At 52.7% G+C, this 22,794-nt stretch carries 21 protein-coding genes; 10 read left to right on the top strand and 11 right to left on the bottom strand.

All coding sequences use genetic code 11. The features are described 5' to 3' along the window. Window positions 1-4 precede the first annotated feature (4 nt). Both alaS and IE076_RS10780 read left to right on the top strand, forming a co-directional pair. A complete protein-coding gene (gene alaS, locus IE076_RS10775) occupies window positions 5-2,665 on the top strand; it encodes an alanine--tRNA ligase (protein WP_189436768.1) in 2,661 nt (886 codons plus the stop codon). Window positions 2,666-2,840: 175 nt separating this feature from the next. Further along, the gene (locus tag IE076_RS10780; RefSeq protein WP_189436769.1) at window positions 2,841-4,016 is read left to right on the top strand and encodes a cyclic nucleotide-gated ion channel; all 1,176 of its coding nucleotides are present in this window, start codon (window positions 2,841-2,843) and stop codon (window positions 4,014-4,016) included. Here the strand turns inward: IE076_RS10780 and IE076_RS10785 are convergent. From IE076_RS10785 to IE076_RS10800, 4 genes are all read right to left on the bottom strand, one after another. Further along, window positions 4,013-4,987, bottom strand: a complete 975-nt coding sequence (locus IE076_RS10785; RefSeq protein ID WP_189436770.1) for a glycerophosphodiester phosphodiesterase family protein — start codon at window positions 4,985-4,987, stop codon at window positions 4,013-4,015. The two genes, IE076_RS10780 and IE076_RS10785, sit on opposite strands and share 4 nt — an antisense overlap. A gap of 154 nt (window positions 4,988-5,141) precedes the next feature. Further along, a complete protein-coding gene (locus IE076_RS10790) occupies window positions 5,142-5,549 on the bottom strand; it encodes a RidA family protein (protein ID WP_189436771.1) in 408 nt (135 codons plus the stop codon). A gap of 206 nt (window positions 5,550-5,755) precedes the next feature. Then, window positions 5,756-6,877 (bottom strand): hypothetical protein, encoded by a 1,122-nt coding sequence (locus IE076_RS10795; RefSeq protein WP_189436772.1) that lies wholly within the window; start codon window positions 6,875-6,877, stop codon window positions 5,756-5,758. Between the two features lie 160 nt (window positions 6,878-7,037). Beyond that, complete coding sequence (locus IE076_RS10800; protein ID WP_189436773.1) at window positions 7,038-8,255, bottom strand: NADP-dependent isocitrate dehydrogenase; 1,218 nt, start codon at window positions 8,253-8,255, stop codon at window positions 7,038-7,040. Window positions 8,256-8,737: 482 nt separating this feature from the next. Here IE076_RS10800 and fabF point away from each other — a divergent pair, with 482 nt between their 5' ends. Both fabF and IE076_RS23080 read left to right on the top strand, forming a co-directional pair. After that, the gene (fabF, locus tag IE076_RS10805) at window positions 8,738-10,000 is read left to right on the top strand and encodes a beta-ketoacyl-ACP synthase II (RefSeq protein ID WP_189436774.1); all 1,263 of its coding nucleotides are present in this window, start codon (window positions 8,738-8,740) and stop codon (window positions 9,998-10,000) included. 238 nt (window positions 10,001-10,238) lie between these two features. Next, a complete protein-coding gene (locus IE076_RS23080; RefSeq protein WP_371871492.1) occupies window positions 10,239-10,394 on the top strand; it encodes a DUF2585 family protein in 156 nt (51 codons plus the stop codon). A gap of 118 nt (window positions 10,395-10,512) precedes the next feature. Here the strand turns inward: IE076_RS23080 and IE076_RS10815 are convergent, their stop codons facing one another. Next, window positions 10,513-11,097, bottom strand: a complete 585-nt coding sequence (locus tag IE076_RS10815) for an HdeD family acid-resistance protein (protein ID WP_189436776.1) — start codon at window positions 11,095-11,097, stop codon at window positions 10,513-10,515. Window positions 11,098-11,391: 294 nt separating this feature from the next. Here IE076_RS10815 and IE076_RS10820 point away from each other — a divergent pair, with 294 nt between their 5' ends. The 5 genes from IE076_RS10820 to ttcA all read left to right on the top strand — a co-directional run bounded on the left by IE076_RS10820 (window position 11,392) and on the right by ttcA (window position 16,476). Beyond that, window positions 11,392-12,162 (top strand): RNA methyltransferase, encoded by a 771-nt coding sequence (locus IE076_RS10820; RefSeq protein WP_189436777.1) that lies wholly within the window; start codon window positions 11,392-11,394, stop codon window positions 12,160-12,162. A gap of 41 nt (window positions 12,163-12,203) precedes the next feature. Then, entirely contained in the window at window positions 12,204-12,935 is a 732-nt protein-coding gene (gene murI / locus IE076_RS10825; RefSeq protein WP_371871496.1) for a glutamate racemase, read from the top strand. 141 nt (window positions 12,936-13,076) lie between these two features. After that, window positions 13,077-14,522: an alanine/glycine:cation symporter family protein gene (locus IE076_RS10830; protein WP_189436928.1), complete on the top strand. Its 1,446-nt coding sequence runs from the start codon at window positions 13,077-13,079 to the stop codon at window positions 14,520-14,522. A gap of 238 nt (window positions 14,523-14,760) precedes the next feature. After that, window positions 14,761-15,378, top strand: coding sequence for a 30S ribosomal protein S4 (gene rpsD / locus IE076_RS10835; protein WP_054663098.1), 618 nt, complete (start codon window positions 14,761-14,763; stop codon window positions 15,376-15,378). 132 nt (window positions 15,379-15,510) lie between these two features. Further along, entirely contained in the window at window positions 15,511-16,476 is a 966-nt protein-coding gene (gene ttcA, locus IE076_RS10840) for a tRNA 2-thiocytidine(32) synthetase TtcA (RefSeq protein ID WP_189436779.1), read from the top strand. A 127-nt stretch (window positions 16,477-16,603) separates the two neighbouring features. On the opposite strand, the gene IE076_RS10845 is transcribed toward ttcA, so the two are convergent. The 6 genes from IE076_RS10845 to IE076_RS10870 all read right to left on the bottom strand — a co-directional run bounded on the left by IE076_RS10845 (window position 16,604) and on the right by IE076_RS10870 (window position 21,455). Beyond that, window positions 16,604-16,813, bottom strand: coding sequence for a hypothetical protein (locus IE076_RS10845; protein WP_189436780.1), 210 nt, complete (start codon window positions 16,811-16,813; stop codon window positions 16,604-16,606). Between the two features lie 102 nt (window positions 16,814-16,915). Next, entirely contained in the window at window positions 16,916-17,578 is a 663-nt protein-coding gene (locus tag IE076_RS10850; RefSeq protein WP_189436781.1) for an HAD family hydrolase, read from the bottom strand. 119 nt (window positions 17,579-17,697) lie between these two features. Continuing rightward, window positions 17,698-18,033, bottom strand: coding sequence for a Grx4 family monothiol glutaredoxin (gene grxD, locus IE076_RS10855; RefSeq protein WP_189436782.1), 336 nt, complete (start codon window positions 18,031-18,033; stop codon window positions 17,698-17,700). A gap of 132 nt (window positions 18,034-18,165) precedes the next feature. Beyond that, window positions 18,166-18,399 carry a BolA family protein gene (locus IE076_RS10860; RefSeq protein WP_054663107.1) on the bottom strand — a complete coding sequence of 78 codons (234 nt, stop codon included), beginning with the start codon at window positions 18,397-18,399 and terminating at the stop codon, window positions 18,166-18,168. Between the two features lie 114 nt (window positions 18,400-18,513). Next, complete coding sequence (gene purL, locus IE076_RS10865; RefSeq protein WP_189436929.1) at window positions 18,514-20,718, bottom strand: phosphoribosylformylglycinamidine synthase subunit PurL; 2,205 nt, start codon at window positions 20,716-20,718, stop codon at window positions 18,514-18,516. A 224-nt stretch (window positions 20,719-20,942) separates the two neighbouring features. After that, complete coding sequence (locus IE076_RS10870; RefSeq protein WP_189436783.1) at window positions 20,943-21,455, bottom strand: hypothetical protein; 513 nt, start codon at window positions 21,453-21,455, stop codon at window positions 20,943-20,945. 349 nt (window positions 21,456-21,804) lie between these two features. On the opposite strand from IE076_RS10870, the gene IE076_RS10875 reads away from it, so the two are divergent. Then, window positions 21,805-22,788 carry an HlyD family secretion protein gene (locus IE076_RS10875; protein WP_189436784.1) on the top strand — a complete coding sequence of 328 codons (984 nt, stop codon included), beginning with the start codon at window positions 21,805-21,807 and terminating at the stop codon, window positions 22,786-22,788. The last annotated feature ends 6 nt before the right edge of the window (window positions 22,789-22,794 follow it).

Below are 22,794 nucleotides of genomic sequence, written 5' to 3' on the forward strand. Positions count from 1 at the left end.
ACCTATGAGTGGCGTCAACGAAATTCGGTCGGCTTTTCTCGACTACTTTGCAAAAAACGGACACGAAGTTGTTCCTTCCAGTCCATTGGTGCCACGTAATGATCCGACATTGATGTTTACAAATGCGGGTATGGTGCCATTCAAAAACGTATTTACCGGTTTGGAAAAACGGGATTACGTGCGTGCAACATCTTCGCAAAAGTGCGTTCGCGCTGGTGGTAAGCACAACGATCTGGATAATGTTGGTTATACGGCGCGTCACCACACCTTCTTTGAAATGCTGGGCAACTTTTCCTTTGGCGATTACTTCAAGGAACATGCGATTGAGCTGGCATGGAACCTGATCACCAAGGAATATGGCCTGCCAGCGGACAAGCTGCTGGTCACCGTTTATTCCGAGGATGAAGAAGCCTTCAATATCTGGAAGAAGCTGACTGGCTTTGCTGATGATAAGATCATCCGCATCTCAACTTCTGACAACTTCTGGGCAATGGGTGATACCGGTCCATGTGGTCCATGCTCCGAGATCTTTTATGATCACGGTGAGCAGATCTGGGGTGGCCCTCCAGGATCTCCTGAGGAAGATGGCGATCGCTTCATCGAGATCTGGAATCTTGTGTTCATGCAGTATGAGCAGCTGGCAGACAAGCGTATTGATTTGCCACGTCCGTCCATTGATACCGGTATGGGGCTTGAGCGTTTTGCTGCAATTATGCAGGGCGTGCATAACAACTACGAGATCGACCTGTTCAAGGCCCTGATCGCAAGTTCCGAGCATCTGACGGGCGTTGAGGCTGAAGGCAAAGCGCAGGCAAGCCATCGGGTGATTGCTGATCACCTGCGTTCCATGTCGTTTATGATTGCTGATGGTGTTCTGCCATCCAATGAAGGCCGTGGTTATGTGCTGCGCCGTATTATGCGCCGTGCCATGCGCCATGCGAACCTTCTGGGCGCGAAAGATCCGGTTATCTTCAAGATGCTGCCGACGCTTGTGCGTGAAATGGGACAGGCGTTCCCTGAATTGCCACGCGCTGAGAAGCTTATTGAAGAGACCATTCAGCTGGAAGAAAAGCGCTTTATCAAGACGCTTGAGCGTGGACTGGGCCTGCTGGAAGATGCAACCAGTTCTCTTGGCTCCGGTGATCAGCTGGACGGTGAGACTGCGTTTAAGCTTTACGACACCTATGGCTTCCCACTCGACCTGACGCAGGACGCCCTGCGTAACCGTGAGATTGAAGTTGATACCGATGGCTTTAATAGTGCCATGGAGCGTCAGCGGGCTGAAGCGCGTGCGGCTTGGTCCGGCTCTGGTGATGCTGCGACCGATGCGATCTGGTTCTCCATCAAGGAAAAAGCCGGTGCAACTGAGTTCCTCGGGTATGAAACCGAGAAGGCAGAAGGCGTTGTTCTGAGCCTTGTTAAAGATGGCGAAGAAGTTACTGCCTTGAAGCAGGGTGAGGAGGGGTCTCTGATCCTCAACCAGACCCCGTTTTATGGCGAATCCGGTGGTCAGGTTGGCGACTGTGGCACCATGATTGCCGAGGGTGTTTCCCTTACTGTCACCAACACGCAGAAGAAGGCGGACGGTCTGTTTGTTCATTCTATTCGTGTTGAGAGCGGCGAAGTTAACGTGGACGATGCGCTTGAGCTGATCGTTGATCATTCTCGCCGCAGTTCCATTCGTTCCAACCACTCTGCAACCCACCTGGTTCATGAGGCGCTGCGTGAGGTGCTTGGTACGCACGTTGCTCAGAAGGGGTCTCTGGTTACGCCTGAGCGTCTTCGTTTTGACTTCTCGCATCCAAAGCCTGTTAGTGCAAATGAGACTGCACAGGTTGAGGCACTGGCCAACGAGATTGTTTTGCAGAACGCGCCGGTCGAGACTTCTCTGATGGAAGTTGATGAGGCGATTGAAGCAGGTGCGATGGCGCTGTTTGGCGAAAAGTACGGCGATGAAGTGCGCGTGGTTTCCATGGGTACGGCAACGACCGGAGAAAAAGCTGGCAAGTCCTACTCTGTTGAGCTGTGCGGCGGTACGCATGTGAAGCGTACCGGCGACATTGGTCTTGTAACCGTTGTGTCTGAAGGTGCTGTTGCTGCTGGTGTTCGCCGTATTGAGGCGCTTACCGGTGATGAAGCCCGCAAGTATCTGGCAGAGCAGGACGCTTTGATGCGTGAAACTGCTGGCCTGCTTAAGGTATCTGCAGCGGACGTTCCTTCTCGTATTGCGGGTCTTCTCGACGAGCGCAAGAAGCTGGAGCGTGAACTTGCAGAAGCGAAGAAGAAGCTTGCCATGGGCGGCGGTGGCTCCGGCGGTGATGCTGGCGTGACTGAAGCTGGTAAGTTCAAGCTGATGGCGCGCGTTCTTGAAGGCATCAGCCCGAAGGATCTGAAGTCTGTTGCTGATGAAGGCAAGACTGCGATTGGGTCTGGTGTGGTTGTGCTGATCAGCAAGGCGGAAGACGGTAAAGCTGCTATCGTTGTTGGCGCCACCAAGGATGTGAGTGATACTGCAAGCGCTGTTGATCTTGTTCGCATCGGTTCTGGTGCGCTTGGTGGTCGCGGTGGCGGTGGACGTCCGGACATGGCGCAGGCCGGTGGCCCTGATGCAAGCAAGGCTGATGAGGCGATTGCGGCGATCAAGGCTCATCTTGAGACGCTGTAAAACCTGATCAAAGATCTAAGAGTTACGAAGGGGGGATTTAATCTCCCCTTTATTTTTTGCCGGTTACTTTCAACTGGTTCTCTCCCGCTGCTGCTTGCATTGGGCTACATGATCTAAAGGCGTGGGGAGGTCTGCTGCCGGGTTTGTTTTTGCTCTGGTCTGTTTGGGGGTGGTTGTGGCATATGCCATCAAATTGAAGGTTTACAACCTTTTGGAGCGCAGCAGCGCGGGCAATCGGCTTGCACGGCAGATTGATGCCATTCTCATCCTTTTCATTGTGGTGAATGTGGGCCTTGCGGTTTTGGAGACCGAGCCGAGTATTGGGGAGGTCTATATCTGGCAGATCTTTCTGCTGGATATTATTGCTGGCTCTGTCTTTGCGGCCGAGTACTTGCTGCGCCTTTGGGTTTCTGATCTGCATCCTCCATTGAGGAAATATGGACCTTTTAAAGCGCGTGTTGCTTATGCGTTGCAACCGTTGTCGCTGGTTGATTTTGTGGCTGTGCTGCCTTTCTGGCTTTCTCTATTTTTCGCCAGTATCAGTTGGAAATCGCTCGTTATCTTACGCTTGCTGCGGTTTTTGAAGATTGCGCGGTATTCACCGGCTGTGCGCTCTTTGATTTCTGCGGTGGTTACTGAGCGAAAAGCCATTGTGGGCAGTCTTGTGCTGATCTTAGGTGTTGCTCTTGTGGCTGCGACATTGCTTTACAGCGTGGAGCATGTGGCGCAGCCTGAAAATTTTGGCAGTATTCCGAATGCGTTATGGTGGGCGTTCTCCACGCTCACGACAGTTGGGTATGGCGATGTGGTGCCTGTGACGGCTGCTGGCAAGATGATTGCCAGTCTGGTGATGTTGACGGGTTACTGTCTGTTTGCGCTGCCCGTTGGTATTATCGGCACTGCGTTTGCGCGTGAGATCCATAGCCGCGACTTTGTGATTACGTGGGGGATGGTGGCTACAGTTCCCTTGTTTGAGCGCTTGTCTGCAGTTGAGATCGCTGCGGTTACTGAGCTTTTGCACTCACACAGCGTGCCTGAAGGACGGAGTGTCTGCGAGAAAGGTGAGGACGGCGACAGTCTCTTTCTTATCGCTTCTGGTGAGGTGGAAGAGGTGTTTGAGGACCACAGCATTGTGCACGGCGAAGGGGAGCATTTTGGTGAGGCATCCTTATTTGGGCACCGGAAACGGACGGCCAGTGCGATAGCCAGAACGTCCGTTCAGGTCATGGAGCTTAAGATGGAAGATCTGCGTCGTTTCATGGATCGCAAGCCTGCCGTTGCCAAGAAGATCATTGATGAGGCCATTGATGAGCGCGAGGCTCATCATGTGGATGCGGAGTTTACTCCTTAGTTCGGCTCCTTGCTTGACGGTCCCACGACTTCAATCTTGTTTGTCCAGATGTATCCGTTGAAGTTGTCAGGCAGTGCTGACAGCTGTTCCAGCGTGTCTATGCCTTCGCCTGCGCCCTGTGACTTGAAGGCACCGGATGCGATGATTTCGCTGCCATATGCTTCAAGGCGTTGTTGGAACTTGTGGGGCCAGCCCCAGATTGCCCAGGTGTAGTTTGAGGGGACGCCGATGACGGTGCCTCTGCAGTCTTTAGGAACGTATCCGGTCCACCCTAAAGCGACATAGTTCTTGAGACAGGCTTTGGTTCGTTGCTTGTCGAAACCAGCGATATGTTCTGCGTTATCAGAAATATGCCATGTGGGGGCAGAGGCACCGTAGACTGCCCAGACTTGCTCCTTCCACTGTGGGTTCTTTTCCAGTTTTTCCTCTAGGAGTTCTGCGGAGCGGAGCTCTCTTTCCTTGAAGTTGATCAGGAATTTCTTACCGGGAAGGGCGCGAAACACCTCTTCCAGTTCCGGCAGTGCGCCAATGCCTGTTCCCCTTAAGGGGAACGTCTTCCCGCCATCTGCGGTGTATCCGTAACCGATATCCAGCGCTTTAAGCTGTGCAAGTGAGTGGGATCGCGTGATGCCTGAGCCATTGGTGCGGCAGTCCACCGTCCAGTCATGGAAGACAGCAAGTTTGTTGTCTATGGTGGGGTGAACGTCCAGCTCTACGATGTCTGCGCCAGCTTCAAAGGCGGTTTGCATGGAGGCGATGGTGTTTTCCAGAAATGCATGCGACGGGGTGTCGATGCGCTCTGCAGTGCAGGTCTCGTTTGTGAGGTTGTTGCGGTGATAGGTCTGGTGGACGCCGCGATGGGCAATGTACTTTGGTGATCCCGATGGTGTGTGAAAGGAAAACCATGAGGCGTTGTAGAGGTATACTCCGGCAATTAAGAGAAGCAGGAAGAGTGCAATTTTTTTAAACATAAACAGAGCCCGAACGGAAAATGTGAATAAGCGTTTAGGTTGAAATTGTAATGTGTTCTCACTTAGGCGTTGTCTTGGCTTGCACAAGAACATAGGGGCTGTCGGCGTGAAGAACTGTAGAAAACCCTGTGAGGTTATGTTCGGTGTATTTAGGTTAAGCCGGCAGACGGACCGTGAGTTCCAGTTCTATCTGCAGATCAGGCAGCGCCAGAGCTGCCACTCCAATCCCAGTCAGGCTCGGCTCCGCTCCGTCGAGCATTTCTAATAGGACAGGGAAGGCTTGGTTTAGCCTGTCTGGTGTGAGGTCTTTTATGTAGCAGCGCAGGATGGCGATGTCCTCCGGGCCTGCTGCTAAAGCATCCAATGCGGCTTTGGCGCTTTGTGCTGCTAGTCTTGTTTGCTCGGCAAGGTCTTTGGGAATCGGCGTGCCGTCTGTCCGCCACGCGCACTGACCAGATACGTAGGCCATTCTTCCAGCCTCAACGACCGAGATCTGGGAGTAACCCATTCCCTCTTCGTTGGGCAGAGAAGGTGGGTTAACGCGCGTTATCGATGAAGTCATTGTCTTTTGTATCCCCCTAAAGATAGCAAGAATGAAACGATAGCGGCGAGATTTGCGAATGGATAGGGAGAAACCTTCTGGCTACGAGATGTAGGGGGCAACAGAGGCACCACTCAAAGGGATCTGTGAGTGGTGCGCTGGTAAAGGTGCAGCGGAGCATCAAGGAGCAGTGGGCTTGTCCATAGCGTAAAGGTGTCCTGTTTAGCCTACTGATCAGAGGCGCAACTTAAGGTCACTTGTCTGTCTGCTGGTGAATAGAAATAATTGCAGTGCTCGAAGAACTGCTGGCCGCTGTTAAAGAGCATCGGGCTTACACCCGTGTGGCCTAGGGACCATCTTGCGGAGTTGCCAAGGGGCTGATCTTTGCCGTAGCTCAGCGTTACCAAGAGGTCTTTGCTCTGTTCATCCGTATAGAGCTGCATCTGATAGTCAGACGTCTCAATCTGCCCGCTGTCGGCGCTGGAGGTGCAACACGGCACTGCTGCTTCAGCTACCGAGACGATGCCAAATGATATGCCGGTGTCCGGGAGAATGCGGGCTGTTTTGGGGCCATCTGGTGGGTAGATGATTTCGCCGTTCGCTTTACTTGTGATGGCGAAGGGAAGCAGAGGCGCTACCAACTCTGTTGGCTTTGTGGAGGAGGCTGAGAGGGGCAGCGTGAGCGACTTTCCCAGATTAGGGAGTGGGTTCTGGCTGGAGGCCAAGTATACATCAATGCTGCTGCTGTCAGATTGCGCGTTTGTGAGGGCGTAGTTCTGATTTTCGAATGGGGTGCCATTCTCTTCGACCAGATTGAGGAACGGATTGGCAGCATTGGGCTGATCGGAGGCCGCTTCCGAAAAACCATCGGGACTGTCAAAGCCAACGCCCATCATGAAGACCTTCGGGTTGTGATTGCAGCTGGGTGGAGGCGTTGTGGAGCATGTGGGCGTGTTTTTGCTGTTTGGGCAGTGTTGTACCGCTGCGAACACCGGAAAGTCTTTGAGGTGCTTTGTAGGAGCCTCGCCGGGCGTTCCAAAGGTGAGGTCGCGTTTGATGATGTAACCGGCATAGGTATTGCCGGAGCTGGAATAGGACAGGGTTTTACAGGTGGAGCTTGCCTGTTCCGCTACGGTGGGGATGAAAAAACCGGCGGAGCCGACGATGCCGGTTGAACCTGTGTCCATCACGAAGATTGACTTCTTAGCTTCGCCACTGGGCGTGTCGGTGTGTATTTCCAACTGGAAATATGGGCCGATCTTTTTTGCTGTGATGGGCTCTTCGGTTTGCGCCTGCACGATGCCTGCCATACATGTGCTTATCAGAAGAGCAGATAGGTGATGCCTCATGGTTTTGATCCTTTTTTGATTACGGTAGGGCCGCAATTGTGAAGGATGCCTTGTGTGGTAATCCCTTGATTTACAGGGATTTGCGCGTTGTCTGAGACTTGTGGCAATAAAAAAGGGTGCCCGGAGGCACCCTTTTCGGAAATCAGAGCTTTGGCAAAGCTTATGCGGTTGCCATTGCTTTTTGCAGGTTCTCGTCGACTTTGTCGAGGAAGCCAGTTGTGGTGAGCCACTTCTGGTCCGGACCAACGAGTAGTGCCAGATCCTTCGTCATGTAGCCGCTTTCAACTGTGTCGATACAGACCTGCTCAAGAGTTTCTGCAAACTTCTTCAGATCAGCGTTGTCGTCCAGTTTCGCGCGGTGTGCGAGGCCACGGGTCCATGCAAAGATAGATGCGATGGAGTTTGTGGAGGTCTCTTCACCCTTCTGGTGCTGACGGTAGTGACGGGTCACTGTGCCGTGTGCAGCTTCTGCTTCAACGGTGCGTCCGTCTGGTGACATGAGAACGGAGGTCATCAGGCCGAGGGAGCCGAAGCCCTGTGCTACGGTGTCGGACTGAACGTCGCCGTCGTAGTTCTTACAAGCCCAAACGTAACCACCGGACCACTTCATGGATGCAGCAACCATGTCGTCGATGAGACGGTGCTCGTACCAGATTTTCTCAGCTTCGAACTTCTCTTTGAACTCGGTGTCGTAAACTTCCTGGAAGATGTCCTTGAAGCGACCATCGTATACTTTGAGGATGGTGTTTTTGGTGGACAGGTAGCAAGGAACCTTACGGCCCAGCGCGTAGTTCATGGAAGCGCGCGCAAAGTCGCGGATGGAATCATCCAGGTTGTACATTGCCATTGCAACGCCGGAGGATGGTGCGTCAAACACTTCGTGTTCGATCTCGGTGCCATCTTCGCCAACGAATTTAACAGTCAGCTTGCCTTTGCCCGGGAATTTGAAGTCAGTCGCGCGGTACTGGTCACCAAATGCGTGACGGCCAACGATGATTGGCTGGGTCCAGCCTGGAACCAGACGTGGAACGTTGGACATGATGATCGGCTCACGGAAGATAACGCCACCCAGGATGTTACGGATGGTGCCGTTTGGAGAGCGGTACATACGCTTCAGGTCAAATTCTTCAACGCGTGCTTCATCTGGAGTGATGGTTGCACATTTAACGCCAACACCGTACTTCTTGATCGCGTTTGCAGCGTCAACGGTGATCTGGTCATCAGTTGCGTCACGAGACTCGATGCCGAGGTCGTAGTACTTGAGATCAATGTCCAGATAAGGATGGATCAGCTTGTCCTTGATGAACTGCCAAATGATGCGGGTCATCTCATCGCCGTCGAGCTCGACGACTGGATTTTCTACCTTGATCTTTGCCATATTAGTAGACCTCATGTTTTTTTAGGTACGTGACAATGGAGCCGTTTCAGGCTCAAGTTGCCATGTGTATACACATGTGCGCAATTTAATGCCAGAGGAAATCTGCGGTTGTGCGGCTTGTCATACCAAATTCGTATGCTGCGTAGAAGTGGTGTTCACTAACAAACTGCAATTTCAACTGTAATTGCGCTCTGAGACGGTTTTGAACGCTCTCTGTAATCTCGCCAGCGCTTTTCCTTCTCCATACGATTTACTGGTGATTTACTGATGATTTACTGATGGTTTACCTTAGTGTACAAAGACGATTATTTTGAAATTGTAAGATGTTATCCACTAAGATAAATGTTTGCGTAGTTGGCTCTTAACTCTCAAAACATATCCAATTACTCTGACCATAAAATGGCACCAGAATTGGGACGCGAGCATTTCGAAGGGCGCGCAGAAATCGTTCGTTGCGTTCTTTAGCCTAGGAGTTAGAGAAGATGCGGATTGTCGTAACCGGTATGGGCGTGGTGTCACCCCTCGGTGTTGGTGTTAAACCGTTTTGGGAGCGTCTCATCGCGTCCAAAAGCGGTATTCGTGCGCTTACCAGATTTGATGCAAGTAACCAGGTCTGCCAGGTGGCAGGGCAAGTTCCATCCGTGGATGAGGACGAGTTCGGTTTCGATTCCAGTATGGTCATTCCCGTTAAAGACCAGAAGAAGATGGGTTTGTTCATCCATTATGCACTCGCGGCAGCCAAAGAGGCCCTTAATCACGCCGACTGGCATCCTGAGACGGATGAGGACAAGGAAAACAGCGCGACGATCATCGCTTCCGGTGTTGGTGGGTTCCCCGGGATGATCGGGGCAGCGCGCACTGTGGACCATAAAGGCCCGCGGCGCTTGTCTCCGTTTGCTGTGCCCAGTTTTCTGGCGAACCTTGCGGCAGGACAGGTTTCCATTGCGAATGACTTCAGAGGCCCTCTGGGTACTCCGGTGACAGCCTGTGCTGCCAGTGTCCAGGCCATTGGTGATGCGGTTCGCCTGATCAAGAATGGTGAAGCGACTGTGGCGCTGGCCGGTGGTGCTGAGGCAAGCATTGATCCGGTTGCATTCGCCGGTTTTGGTGCAGCGCGTGCACTTTCCCACCATTTCAACGATGATCCACAGCGTGCCTCGCGTCCGTTTGACAAAAAACGTGACGGGTTTGTTATGTCTGAAGGTGCAGCAATGCTGGTGATTGAACCGCTTGAGCATGCGCTTGCGCGCGGTGCGACACCGCTGGCAGAGATTGTGGGCTACGGAACCTGTGCCGATGCGCACCATGCCACTGCGTCTCTTCCGGATGGAGCTGGTGGGCAGCGTGCAATGCGCAGGGCTTTGAAGCAGGCCGGGATCAATCCCGACGAGATCGGCTACATCAATGCGCACAGTACTTCAACGCCGATCGGGGATGCTGCGGAGATTGCGGGTATTCATGCAGTGTTTGGTGATCGAGGTAAAGATCTTGCGGTTTCATCAACCAAGTCGGCAACTGGCCACCTTTTGGGTGCTGCCGGTGCGCTTGAGGCGATTGCCTCGATTATGGCACTGAAAGAAGGGATTTTACCGCCGACTTTGAATCTTGATGATCCTGATGAAGAGGCAGCACAGTTTGAGCTGGTACCAAAGACGGCCCAAGAAAAAGACCTGAAGTATGTTATGTCCAATGGCTTTGGTTTTGGGGGAGTAAATGCCTCCATTATATTTGGAAAACCGACTTGATATTTGAAGACAACGTTCGTTTGGGGAAGGCTTGGAGGAACTCTAGGCCTTTTTTCTTGCGTGCTCGGGCGGCCTTTCCAACCCGAACTATTGTTATTCGTACAAGTTGACCCTGTCCTTTTGCAGGAACTGTTCCAGTGAAGGCCTTATGCATCTTTCAGGGGAGACTTATCGTATCCGCCAGATTTAAAGGTGTGGCTCGCGCTTAATTACTTTTGGACAGTGTTTTGGGAGCTCTTTGGCTGATGGTTTATTTTGGCTCGCGGCGGTCGCCTGTTGGATGACGGTCCTGCGGTTCGTTCCGGTGGAATTGACCGCTGGCCTGATCGTCAGAGGCAATCTCACTCTAAACGGGATCATGCTTGTCTACTCCTTGGCTGTTATCCGCGATTAGCGGAGATTGATGCATTGAAACAAAAAAATGCCGCGCATCGGGGTGACTTGCGCGGCACGTTTTTATCTGACTTCTTGTGGTTGATAGGCGCCATTGAGGAGGTGCCTGCCTACCTGTATTATTCCGTCTTGTGGGCTGCCATGGCGATCGCGATATAACTCCAGCCATTGAACATGATGGAGATACCGGCCACCAAGCCAAGCGCCCATGCTGCCGAGGCCGGGAAGTCCAGCAGGATCATCAATCCAGCTGCGATTGCGATGAGGCCGGAAGCCAGAATCCATCCCCAGCTGGCGTGCGGTCTCAGGCGCAGGGAGAAAAGGGCCTGTGCAACGCCTTGGGCGATGAAGACGGCGGAGAGTAGTAGGGTCAGTGCGACTGTTCCTGCTACGGGGTTGAAGTAAATGGCCACCCCACCAACGAGTGCGATGATGCCAATGAGAGATTGTCCTAGGAAGCCTCCCCATTCTTTCACCTGCATAGCGTGCCAGAGTTGAAGAGCCCCGACGACGATCAGAACCAGACCAATGACCAGTGCTACCGCGATGGAGGACGCGTATGGTATGACCAACACAATCATACCACCAATCACCATCAGTACTCCGAGCACCAGAAATTTTACCCAGTTGTCACGCACTAACTGCGTGAGATCCGGGAGTTGTGGAGGCGGGGTGCCACCTGTGTTGTGTTCTTGTTCAGACATTGTCGTCAGGGTCTCCTTCGTAGAGGGTCACGCCATTCAGAGGCTGCGTTGAAACGGCCGACTCTCTAGATACCAGCAAATCACAGCTTTACTCTTGATTGAATTCGCCGAATTTTACCCTCTTTAGGTGCTTAGTCAGACCTGCTACACCTTATGGTAGGGCTGATCTGCAGTTGGTGGGTTCTTGCCGAGGGAAAACGACAGGCAAAATTTGATGGGAACTGCCGCCTTCCGATAAGCGATGCTGGTAAAACTGTTCTGGCAATTTTTGATGTGATCGGCTAGAGGATCGGCATGTCTGAAAGCACTCCTGAAACTAACAATGCCATTCCTCCTGTTGTGGTTCTTTGTGAGCCCCAACTTGGCGAAAATATCGGTATGGTTGCCCGTGCTATGGCCAACTTTGGCCTGCACGACTTGCGCCTGATCAACCCTCGTGATGGCTGGCCGAGCGACAAAGCGCGCTCTGCGTCCAGCCGGGCACATCATGTTATTGACGCTGCTCGGGTCTTCGACAGTGTTGAAGAAGCTGTTGCCGATCTGAAGCTTGTCTTTGCTACCACGGCCCGCAGCCGTGATTTGCCGAAGCCGGTTGTGGGGCCGGATGAGGCTGCGTCCGAGAGCGTTGCTCAAGGCCTGCGCGGTATCCCGTCCGGATACATGTTTGGTCGCGAACGTTGGGGCTTGAATAACGATGAAGTGGCGCTTGCGAACAAGATCGTGACATTGCCGGTTGATCCAACCTATGCCTCCCTGAATATTGCTCAAGCTGTCTTGGTCTGTGCCTATGAGTGGCGCCGCGTGGCGACTGCAGGGGCTCTGCCATTTTCTCTGGATGACTATGACGGGGAGCTGGCAACGCAAGAGTCCGTTCAACGGATGTTTGAGCATCTGGAAGCAGGCTTGGATGCGCGCGGTTTCTTCCGTCCTATAGAAAAAAAGCCAGTAACAATTCGCAGGTTGCGCAACATCTTTCAGAAAGCAGATCTCACGGAGAATGAAGTGCGCATCATGCGTGGTGTGATTTCCTGCTTCGAGAAGTATGGCGTAAAGGATAAAGACTGATGCTGACAGGCCCTTCTACGGTTCCCTTTCAACCATTGCACATGCAGGCGGATTTGTCTGGCCGCGTGTTGGTGCTGGATAGTGGGGTAGGGGGGCTGTCGGTGCAGCGGGAAATCAAACGGGCCGTGCCGGAGGCTGGCCTGCTTTACCTGGCGGACCGGGCTGCCTTTCCCTATGGCGACTGGGAAGGGGCGGCGCTGCGGGATCATATCTGTGATCTGGTGAAGTCGGTGAGTGCGGTCTGGCAGCCAAGCGCGGTGGTGGTGGCCTGCAATACGGCATCCACTCTTGTTCTTACGGCTTTGCGGGAGTTTTTGCCCGTGCCCGTGATCGGGACGGTTCCGGCAATCAAGCCAGCGGCTGAACAAACACGCAGTGGTGTGTTTGCTGTGCTTGCGACGCCGGGGACGGTGAAGCGCGACTATACGCAGGACCTGATTGATGACTTTGCCTCCCAGCACCACATTGCTCTGGTTGGCGCATCTGGCTTAGCGGGCCTTGCAGAGGATAAGCTGGCGGGCCGCGGGGTTGATCTTGAGCATTTGCGGCGGGAAATAGCGCCTTGTTTTACCGAAGAAGACGGGAAGCGCACCGACTGTGTGGTTCTTGGCTGCACGCACTTTCCGTTCCTAAGGGAAGAGATGGAGCAGGTGGCTCCGTGGCAGGTAACTTGGATTGATCCGGCCCCTGCCATTGCCAAGCGATTGGTGCAGGTTGTGGAACGAGGTGATGTGGCAACCGGCTGTGATGATTTGTTCTTCCTAACCGGCTGAAATCTGGGTTTTCTTCGCTATAGGTTGCTGGAGTGTTGCAAGCCTTGGCAGAAATTAAGCGGTTCTTCTAGGCGGATTTTGACGTTAGCTTGATAGAGCTTCGGAACCTGCGGATTTGCTGGAGCCGAGATTTTGGACATCATCAATACGATCATCGACTATATCAACGCTATCCTTTGGGATTATGTTCTGCTTTACGGATTGCTCGCCGTTGGCGCTTTTTTCACAATCCGGTTGGGTTTCATCCAGTTTCGCTATTTCGGTCAATGCTTCAGCGTTCTCCTCAAATCACGACATGAAGACGAGCACGGGATCAGTCCATTTCAGGCTCTGTGTACCAGTCTGGCGTCTCGTGTTGGCACAGGTAATATTGTTGGGGTTGCTGTGGCGTTGACGCTGGGCGGACCGGGCGCAATCTTCTGGATGTGGGTGGTTGCCTTGGTTGGTATGGCGACGGCATATGCAGAAAGTGCCTTGGCGCAGCTGTATAAAGTTGCGGATGAGGAGGGGCAGTTTCGTGGCGGTCCGGCGGTTTATATAGAAGCTGGCCTGAAGAGCCCTTTATTTGGTAATCTCTTTGCAATCACGTTGATTTTTACCTTTGGCCTTGTGTTCTGTGCTGTACAGTCGAACTCCATCGCGACGTCAATGAGTAATGCTTTTGGTTTGCCGCCGATCGCGACTGGTGCGGTGCTTGTTGTGGCAGCCGGGCTTGTGATCTTTGGCGGTTTGCGGGGGATCGCCCACTTTGCTGAGATCGTTGTTCCCTTTATGGCGGTTGCCTATGTGGGCATTGCGCTTGTGATTTTGGCGATGAATTTTCAAGAGGTGCCGGGTGTTCTGTGGAGTATCGTGGCGCACGCCTTTGGGATTGAAGAAGCGGTCGGCGGGGTTACCGGTGGTGTGATGGCCGCACTCATGAATGGTATCCGCCGTGGTCTTTTCTCCAACGAAGCCGGGATGGGATCAGCGCCAAACATTGCTGCGTCTGCTGTTCCTGATCCACACCACCCTGCATCGCAGGGGTTCGTGCAGGCACTTGGTGTCTTTATCGATACTATTGTGATCTGTACCGCAACTGCCTTGATTATTCTGCTGTCAGGTATTTACGATCCGACAACAGGTTTGACGGGTATTTCGCTGACACAGTCCGCAGCAGAGGCCCACATAGGTGATTTTGGTGTCTACTTCATCGCAATTGCAATTCTGTTCTTCGGATTTACATCAATCGTAGCGAACTACTCCTATGCTGAAAACGCTATGATTTATCTGGAGCACGGATGGAAGCCAGGCCTTTCGATCCTGCGTATTTTGACGCTGTCAATGGTGTTCTGGGGTGCTCTTCAGACAGTTATAACGGTGTTCAATGCTGCTGATGCTTCTATGGCAGTGATGGCGACAATCAACCTGGTTGCGATTGTACTGTTGTCGCCGAAAGTGGTGCTTATTACCAAGGATTACGTTAAGCAGCTGAAGGAGGGCAGAGAGCCCTTGTTTGATCTTTCTGAGCATCCGGAGCTTGCTGATGGGGTGGATGCGGAGATCTGGAGCGAAAAGCGCGGCAGGGAAGCGCAGACGCGTTATTGATGCGGCTCGCGTTTCTCAGCTGTTTCCCGTTATATTTCATTGACTCTTGAGCGCATTTTCAATAGGAATGCGCTGTTCAAGGCGGTTCTTTTGGGGCCGCTTTGATTTTACGCACCCGTGTGGTTCGGCATGCGCTATTTGCCGTAACTGCTGTCAGTCGTTTGCAGGCTGTGTGTTTGCAGCGAAAAAGGAGGGCGCGTTTCCTTTAAAAATATAGATCAACGCTAAGGAAACTGCGATGTCTAAGCGCCAGAGCGCCAAGTATAAACTAGACCGTCGGATGGGTGAAAACATCTGGGGTCGTCCTAAAAGCCCTGCGAACCGTCGTGAATATGGCCCAGGCCAGCACGGTCAGCGTCGTAAGGGTAAGCTTTCTGACTTTGGTGTGCAGCTGCGCGCTAAGCAGAAGCTGAAAGGCTACTACGGCAACATCTCTGAGAAACAGTTCCGTAAGACTTATGATGAAGCTTCCCGTCAGCGCGGCGATACTTCTGAAAACCTTATCGGTCTGCTCGAGTGCCGTCTTGACGCACTTGTTTACCGCGCGAAATTCGTTCCAACCGTGTTTGCTGCTCGTCAGTTCATCAACCACGGTCACGTGAACGTAAACGGTCGTCGTGTGAACATCGGTTCTTACATGTGTAAGCCAGGCGACGTGATTGAAGTTCGTGAAAAGTCCAAGCAGCTGGCAATTGTACTGGAAGCAGTACAGTCCGCTGAGCGTGACATTCCTGACTACATTGACGTTGACACCAACAAACTGACCGCGACTTATGCTCGCGTTCCTGCTTTTGGTGACGTGCCTTACCCAGTTCTGATGGAACCAAACCTGGTTGTGGAATTCTATTCCCGCTAATAGGTTTGATCCTGAACGATTTGATTTGGGCTGCCCTTTGGGTGGCCCTTTTCTTTGGGCGGTGCTATTTCTCCCCACAGCAAAATGCATTTCCCATCGCTTGATAGAGACGAGTAAAGATAAGTTATAGCCATGAGCCAGTTAAGCGCAGAACAGACACCTGAGACCGCTCCTAAGGACAAGACCTTTGATCCTGATTGCCATCCACTTTTCCGTGCGGTGCCAAGTTCGGTTGAGTTCAAGAAGCTGCGTAAACGCTTGCTGCGTGAGACACGTCAGGCGATTTCTGATTACAAGATGGTGCCGGATGGAGCGAGCCCAGAGAAAACCAAGTGGCTCGTCTGTCTGTCTGGCGGCAAAGACAGTTACACCCTGCTTGCGGTTCTGATGGACCTGAAGTGGCGCGGTCTTCTTCCTGTTGACCTGATCGCCTGCAATCTAGACCAATCCCAGCCTGACTTCCCTCAGCATATTCTGCCTGAGTTCTTCGAGCGCTATGAGATCCCGAATAAGATTGTGCGCGAGAACACTTATGGGATTGTGACCGACAAGCTGCCGGAAAATTCAACCTACTGCTCTTTGTGCTCCCGTCTGCGCCGCGGTATCCTATATCGCACGGCGCGTGAGCTGGGCTGCGAAGCGATTGTGCTCGGGCACCACAGGGATGATGCGCTGGAAACCTTCATGATGAATATGTTCCATGGTGGACGTATGGCATCCATGCCGCCCAAGCTGGTGAATGATGAAGGTGACCTGATGGTGCTGCGCCCGCTGATGAACTCTTGTGAGGCGGATATTGAGAAGTTCTCCAAGGCGATGGAGTTCCCGATCATACCTTGTAACCTGTGCGGCTCTCAGGATGGCTTGCAGCGTGTTCAGGTGAAGAATATGTTGCAGCAGTGGGAGAAGGAAACTCCGGGCCGTCTGGGTATCATGGCGCGTGCTCTGGCGCATGTGCGTCCATCTCATTTGCATGATGCAGAGGCGTTTGATTTTGTGGGACTGCGTCCGAACTCCGGTGAGGCTGGGGAGAGTGATCAGGAGCCGTGTGCTGCAGCAGAGGCGATGACCGAGAAGCTGTTTGGCAACGAGTTCTAGGCTTGACGCGTGACTTGTTAGATTTGAAGCCGCCGCATGGGTGTGTGTGGCGGTTTTGTTTTTTGAGGCTGGATATGGCTTTCTGATACTTGCGCATCCTCTGGCGAGGAAAGGTGTATTGGGGTAGTCAGTGTTGATCAGTTTCTTGTTTTAGCCCGCCGAAGGACTTGCAGGCGTCGGACCCGTTCAGCCAGGAGGGCTTGCGAAACACGGTCATGTTTTGGCATTCATACCGGGCCAACCCTTCCTTATTGGTTGGAGTAATGCTGGCGGCAACTGCTCCCATTGCGGTGCCGGTGATGACGCCAAGGAGCAAAACTCTCAGATAAAGTTGCATCTCTCATCCCCGTTGAACTCTCGATAAGACGTTTCTAGCAAGGGCAATGTGAGAGAGCTCTGAGAGCCGCGTTTATTTGGTGTTCAGGAAAGTTAAGCGAAGTTAAGCAGTCAGGCTGCTCCAGTTGATGGCCAGGCAATCGGTCTTGCCGGTTGCTTGTGTGAAGTTTTCAAGAGGCAGGTCGGCAGATGGTTGCTCATGTGGGGCAACGTGGAGGGTATGCCAGCCAGCGGCTTTGGCAGGTTTGATATCCTTTTCCAGATTGTCTCCGACGAAGAGTGCTGTTTGCGGCGAAATGCTGTGTTTGTCCTCAAGTTTGCGCAAGAGTGGCACGCTGGGTTTGCATTCTGCGGGGAATACATCGCCGCTGGCATACGCAAAATCGACGTGATCGAGAATGCCGAGCTTGTTCATAACCGCCCATTGGAATTTTGAGGGGCCGTTTGTCATCACACCAATCTGGCAGTGGAAGTTCGCTTTCAGGAGCGATATCGCTTCGAAGATACCGGTATAGGGAGCCTGTGCCTCTGCCCATTTGCGGGTGAAGGTATCGAGGGCTTTGGTCTGTTCGTCCTGCTTCATCTGCGGAAAACATGATTGCACAGCTTCCAGACCGCTGTGCTCGCCATTGTGTAGCATATGGCGCAGCCAGGTATTGCTGTGTTTGTTGTATTGCTCGCCAAAGACCTCAAAGAACATTTTGGGATAGGAGGCTTTGTGATGGCAGATGGTGCCGTCTAAATCGAAAACAATGGTCTTGAACATATTCTGTCTGCTTACCGTGAAAAGTGCAGATAAGACTAGTGATTTGCGGCGGCATGGCAAACAAAAAACGGGCCCTCGAATGAAGGCCCGCTTTGAAGAAACTGATTTTCGGCAGAGACTTATGCAGCAGGTGCGGTCTCTATGCCTTTTTCTGCAAACAGAGCCTGCAGTTCCTGAGACTGGAACATCTCGCGGATAATATCACAGCCACCAATGAACTCACCTTTGACGTAGAGCTGTGGGATTGTTGGCCACTGGCTGTAATCTTTGATGCCCTGGCGCAGGCTATCGTCTTCCAGAACGTTATGGCCGACGTATTTTACGCCGATGTAATCCAGAATCTGCACAGACTGGCCGGAGAAGCCACACTGTGGGAAGCTTGGAGTGCCTTTCATGAAGAGCACTACATCGTTGTTCTCTACTTCGTGCTTGATCCAGTTTTGGATATCGCTCATTTCGTCGAGTTCCTTTCGCTCGACCGGGGTCAAAGCCCGGTGACCGTGATTGTACTTTTTTCGTGGTGCGGCCCATCATATGGTAAATTTGCATGCAAAATGCAAGAAAAAGGTCGCACCGCTTTTTGTTCGTTATTCCGGAGCAGAGGTCTGCAACGCCAAAGCGTGCAAATCGTCGCCCATTTTTCCCTTAAGAGCCTGATACACCATTTGGTGCTGCTGCACGCGGGATTTGCCGCGGAAACTTTCCGAGATTACGACGGCAGCGTAATGGTCGCCATCACCTGCCAGATCTCTGATTTCCACGTGTGCGTTTGGCAAAGCCTCTTTGATGAGGGTCTGTAGTTCGCCTGCGTCCATGGCCATGAGTATGCCTCCTTGCCCGACTGGGTTGCTTCTGTTTGGTTGCTTCTCTCATCATACATGAAGAGAGAAGCGAATCTTATTTAGAACTCAGTTTAGCAGTTCGGTGGACGAGTATCAGCTCGCCTGCATAAAATGCGGGAACCATCCCTCGAAAGCATTGTTCAGCTCTGCAACTGACACACTGATTTTATCGCCAAGAACAAGAGTATCACCCCCAGTCTTACCGATTTCTTCAGTGCTGATACCAGCGTCGATCGCATCTTCCAAGAAGGCAGCGAGCTTTTCCTCTGCCACAGTCACAATATAGCGACATTGATCTTCACCAAACAGAATGGCATGAGGATGATCGCCTGCAACTTTTACTGTTGCGCCGAGTTTGCCTTTGATTGCCATTTCGGCAAGCGCGACAGCCAGACCACCGGATGAAATGTCGTGTGCAGCTGTGATACGGCCTTCTGTGATCGCTTCACGCACGAATGTGCCTGTGAGTTTCTCAACTTCCAGATCAACAGGGGGAGGGGCGCCTTCTTCGCGGCCCAGAATTTCCTCAAGATATTGGGAGGAACCCAGATGCTTGCCTTCGCCGCCTAAGACAACGATGGTTTCGCCTGCGCTTACAAAGGCACTGCCCACGCGCTTGGTGACGTCTTTGAGAAGACCTACGCCGCCGATTGCGGGTGTTGGCAAAATGCCTTCGCCGTAGGTTTCGTTGTAAAGGGACACGTTTCCGGAAACGATCGGGGTTTCCAGTGCCTCACAAGCTTCGCCGATACCTTTCAGGCAGCCAACGAACTGGCCCATGATCTCTGGCTTTTCAGGGTTGCCGAAGTTCAGGTTGTCGGTGATTGCCAGAGGCAGAGAGCCAACTGCGGACAGGTTGCGGTAGGTTTCTGCAACAGCCTGTTTGCCGCCTTCATATGGGTTTGCGTAGCAATAGCGTGGGTTCACGTCTACGGTAAAGGCGAGGCCTTTGTCCGTTCCGTCCACACGGATGACACCAGCATCGCCGCCCGGCGTTGCTGCTGAGTTGCCCTGAATGAGCGTGTCGTACTGCTCGTAGACCCAGCGTCGGGAGGAACCATTTGCACCGCCGATGAGTTTCAGCAGGGCTTCTTTGTAGTCTGCTGGTTCTTCGATGTTGGATGCAGCGATTTCCTCTGGCTCAGGCCACTGTGTCCATGGGCGATCGTACTCAGGGGCTTCATCGCCGAGTTCCTTGATCGGCAGGTTGGCCATGACCTGACCGTACTGCTTCACAACAAAGCGCAGGGTGTCGGTGGTGACGCCACAGATAGCAAAGTCCAGTCCCCACTTGGTGAAGATGGCTTCGGCTTCTTTTTCCTTGGATGGCTCAAGAACCATGAGCATGCGCTCTTGGCTTTCGGAGAGCATCATCTCGTAGGCGGTCATGTTTTCTTCGCGGGCCGGAACTTTGTCCAGATCAAGCTCGATACCGAGATTGCCTTTTGCGCCCATTTCGACTGCAGAACAGGTGAGGCCAGCTGCGCCCATGTCCTGAATTGCGATAACCGCACCGGTCTTCATCAACTCAAGGCAAGCTTCCATCAGGCACTTTTCAGTGAAGGGGTCACCAACCTGGACGGTTGGGCGCTTCTCGTCGATGGAATCGTCGAATTCAGCGGAGGCCATTGTTGCGCCGCCAACACCGTCGCGGCCTGTTTTGGCGCCAAGGTAGACCACAGGAAGGCCGACACCTTTTGCTTCAGACAGGAAGATCTTGTCGGAATCGGCAAGGCCTGCAGCAAAGGCGTTTACCAGGCAGTTGCCGTTGTAGGATTTGTGGAACTCCACTTCGCCGCCCACAGTCGGGACACCGAAGGAGTTGCCGTATCCACCTACGCCGGAGACAACACCGGATACAAGGTGGCGGGTGCGTGGATGATCTGGCTCACCAAAGCGCAGAGCATTCATGGCTGCGACCGGGCGTGCACCCATGGTGAACACGTCGCGCAGAATGCCGCCAACGCCGGTTGCGGCGCCCTGATATGGCTCGATGTAAGATGGGTGGTTGTGGCTTTCCATCTTAAAGACGACTGCCTGCCCATCATCGATGTCGACAACACCTGCGTTCTCGCCCGGTCCCTGAATAACGCGGGGGCCGGTAGTCGGGAGTGTCTTCAACCATTTCTTGGAGGATTTGTAGGAGCAATGCTCGTTCCACATTGCGGAGAAAATACCAAGCTCGGTGAAGGTTGGCTCTCTGCCAATCAGCTCCAGGATGCGAGCATATTCGTCTTCCTTAAGACCGTGGGCCTCAATGAGCTCGGGGGTGATCTTAACGCTATTTTGGATCATCACACTCAGAAAATTTGGGCGCATTGCGCCGGGGCCAAATGTCATGGGCTCCTTAACAGGATTCATTTGAAAATGGAAACTATCGAGGCGGATTTTTTAGATTTTTTGCTGCCAAGGCATGGTTTTTCGCAGCGTGATGCAAAGTCGTTCTGTAAGAATTTAGGTGGTGTGTAATTAATTGAATTAGCTGAAAAAATTTTCAGCTAAAATTGAGGGTGGTAATGCTGCTAGAAGGTGATTTCGCCTTGCACTGTTGTTACGGACAAGGTCATGTTGGGCAGGATCGTACGGTTCCATGTTCCGTGGCCCTTTGCGTTTGCCCAAGCGCCATCACCGCCGAGCACTGTCCAGGTTCCGGTATACTTCCCTTCATTGATCTCGGTGATCTCGTAACTGAGTGCAAATGGGTCGCCGTCTTTGTCCTTTAAACTACAGACACCGCCACCCTGGACTTTCATGTTCTTGATAACAGCCCCACCAAAACAGCTGCCTGAAACCAAATCAAATGGATCTGAGGGATCTGCGCTCAGGAAGACGTAGTCGGAGTTGAGACGCTGGAGGGTCAAGTCATCTGTAATGATGGCGTTGTTGTACAGGCCAAAGGAGACGAGTTGGCCGGTTTGAGAGTATCCTGCTGCGCGGGCGTTGATCTGTGCTGCGTGCGTGATGAGCGCACTGGCTCCCAGAGTGGTAGCGAAAACGGTTCCGAGTACGGCAATTCTTTTCGCAAGGGGTAACATCGCAGACAGTCCTTTGCAGGTTTGCCCGGCGTCTTGGCCAAGCCCGTGTATTTTCTCAATGCAACCACAGCTATTGAGCCTGTTTCAACGAAGACCTGTTGAACTGGTTAGGTTTGCGTTTCGAGTGTTACAAAGAGCGTACTGCAACATTTACGCTTCGGAAATATTCATTAACTTACTGTATTTACTACCTACTTTAAATTTATAGGGAGCGTTTTTATGATTTTAAAACTCTCATTTGCGATGCTTTCCTGTGCCTCCAACTAGGCGCCTTATGCCAGTACTCAGAATTGGCTGTCTAACAAGAATTCGCCGATGCTTATGTAGTGTCAGGTGAGCGGAGATAAGGGTGCCTGGAGGTGTTCATTATATAAGTGGTCCGATCAAGGTGATCATAGGCGCATGCGCCTTGGTCGGCGCTTATTTTGTCCTCGATTATTTTCTTACCTATACCGCTGATGCTTATGTCTCTGCAGATGTTGTGTTTGTTTCTCCTGAGATTTCTGGATTTGTGACTGAAGTCCCGATTCCTCGAAACGAGCCGGTAAAAGCCGGGGATTTGCTTATGCAGATTGACCGTGAGCCATTCGCTTTGGCTGTGCTGGAAGCGCGCGCAGAAGAGATGCAGGCATTGGCGAACCTTCGCCGCACTGAAGTGGAGGTTCAAGTGGCGGAATCCGCTGTCACTGCAGCAGTTGCTAAAGTGGCTAATCTGTCAGCCCAGCAACAGCGTTTTGAGGAACTCACCGACAATGGCTTTGTTACCCAGCAGCGACTGGATAATATTACGCTTGCTCTCGAAGAGGCGAATGCAGAGACGCAGTCGGCTAGAGAAAGCTTACGTGCAGTCGCGCATCAGGTCGAGGTTATGCGTGCCACATACGAGGCGGCGCAGGCAGCAATGTCGCTGGCGGAATATAACCTTGAAAGATCCTCCCTCACAGCCCCCGCAGACGGTGTCGTGAGTGAATACGCCATTACTCCAGGGGGGTATGCTTTACAGGGTGTGCCGCAGCTGGCGCTCATCACAAACAGCAACTGGCGGATTATTGCCAACCTGATTGAACGGCACGCTGCTAGGTTGAAACCGGGGCAGACGGTTTACTTCCAAGTCTCCAGTGATCCCTACCGTATTCACAAAGGTACTGTGCGCTCGATTGGTCGTGGTGTCTCGCGCAGGGATGAGAACCCTCGTGTCATGCCATACATTCCGCTGACGACGGACTGGATACGGCTTTCGCAGCGGTTTCCAGTCGAGATTGATATGGGGCCGCTTCTGGATCATCACACCCCCATGCATGGTGGAGACGCCCGCGTCTTCATTTTTCATTAGGTGGGT

The organism is Pseudovibrio japonicus (assembly GCF_014651595.1).
GTDB classification, from domain to species: Bacteria; Pseudomonadota; Alphaproteobacteria; order Rhizobiales; family Stappiaceae; genus Pseudovibrio; species Pseudovibrio japonicus.

Excerpts from the sequence above, each read along its gene's own strand:
- alaS (WP_189436768.1), top strand. The coding sequence starts at position 5 with ATGAGTGGCGTCAACGAAATTCGGTCGGCTTTTCTCGACTACTTTGCA.
- IE076_RS10785 (WP_189436770.1), bottom strand. The coding sequence starts at position 4,987 with ATGTTTAAAAAAATTGCACTCTTCCTGCTTCTCTTAATTGCCGGAGTA.
- IE076_RS10790 (WP_189436771.1), bottom strand. The coding sequence starts at position 5,549 with ATGACTTCATCGATAACGCGCGTTAACCCACCTTCTCTGCCCAACGAA.
- IE076_RS10795 (WP_189436772.1), bottom strand. The coding sequence starts at position 6,877 with ATGAGGCATCACCTATCTGCTCTTCTGATAAGCACATGTATGGCAGGC.
- IE076_RS10800 (WP_189436773.1), bottom strand. The coding sequence starts at position 8,255 with ATGGCAAAGATCAAGGTAGAAAATCCAGTCGTCGAGCTCGACGGCGAT.
- fabF (WP_189436774.1), top strand. The coding sequence starts at position 8,738 with ATGCGGATTGTCGTAACCGGTATGGGCGTGGTGTCACCCCTCGGTGTT.
- IE076_RS10815 (WP_189436776.1), bottom strand. The coding sequence starts at position 11,097 with ATGTCTGAACAAGAACACAACACAGGTGGCACCCCGCCTCCACAACTC.
- IE076_RS10820 (WP_189436777.1), top strand. The coding sequence starts at position 11,392 with ATGTCTGAAAGCACTCCTGAAACTAACAATGCCATTCCTCCTGTTGTG.
- murI (WP_371871496.1), top strand. The coding sequence starts at position 12,204 with ATGCAGGCGGATTTGTCTGGCCGCGTGTTGGTGCTGGATAGTGGGGTA.
- rpsD (WP_054663098.1), top strand. The coding sequence starts at position 14,761 with ATGTCTAAGCGCCAGAGCGCCAAGTATAAACTAGACCGTCGGATGGGT.
- ttcA (WP_189436779.1), top strand. The coding sequence starts at position 15,511 with ATGAGCCAGTTAAGCGCAGAACAGACACCTGAGACCGCTCCTAAGGAC.
- IE076_RS10845 (WP_189436780.1), bottom strand. The coding sequence starts at position 16,813 with ATGCAACTTTATCTGAGAGTTTTGCTCCTTGGCGTCATCACCGGCACC.
- IE076_RS10850 (WP_189436781.1), bottom strand. The coding sequence starts at position 17,578 with ATGTTCAAGACCATTGTTTTCGATTTAGACGGCACCATCTGCCATCAC.
- grxD (WP_189436782.1), bottom strand. The coding sequence starts at position 18,033 with ATGAGCGATATCCAAAACTGGATCAAGCACGAAGTAGAGAACAACGAT.
- IE076_RS10860 (WP_054663107.1), bottom strand. The coding sequence starts at position 18,399 with ATGGCCATGGACGCAGGCGAACTACAGACCCTCATCAAAGAGGCTTTG.
- IE076_RS10870 (WP_189436783.1), bottom strand. The coding sequence starts at position 21,455 with ATGTTACCCCTTGCGAAAAGAATTGCCGTACTCGGAACCGTTTTCGCT.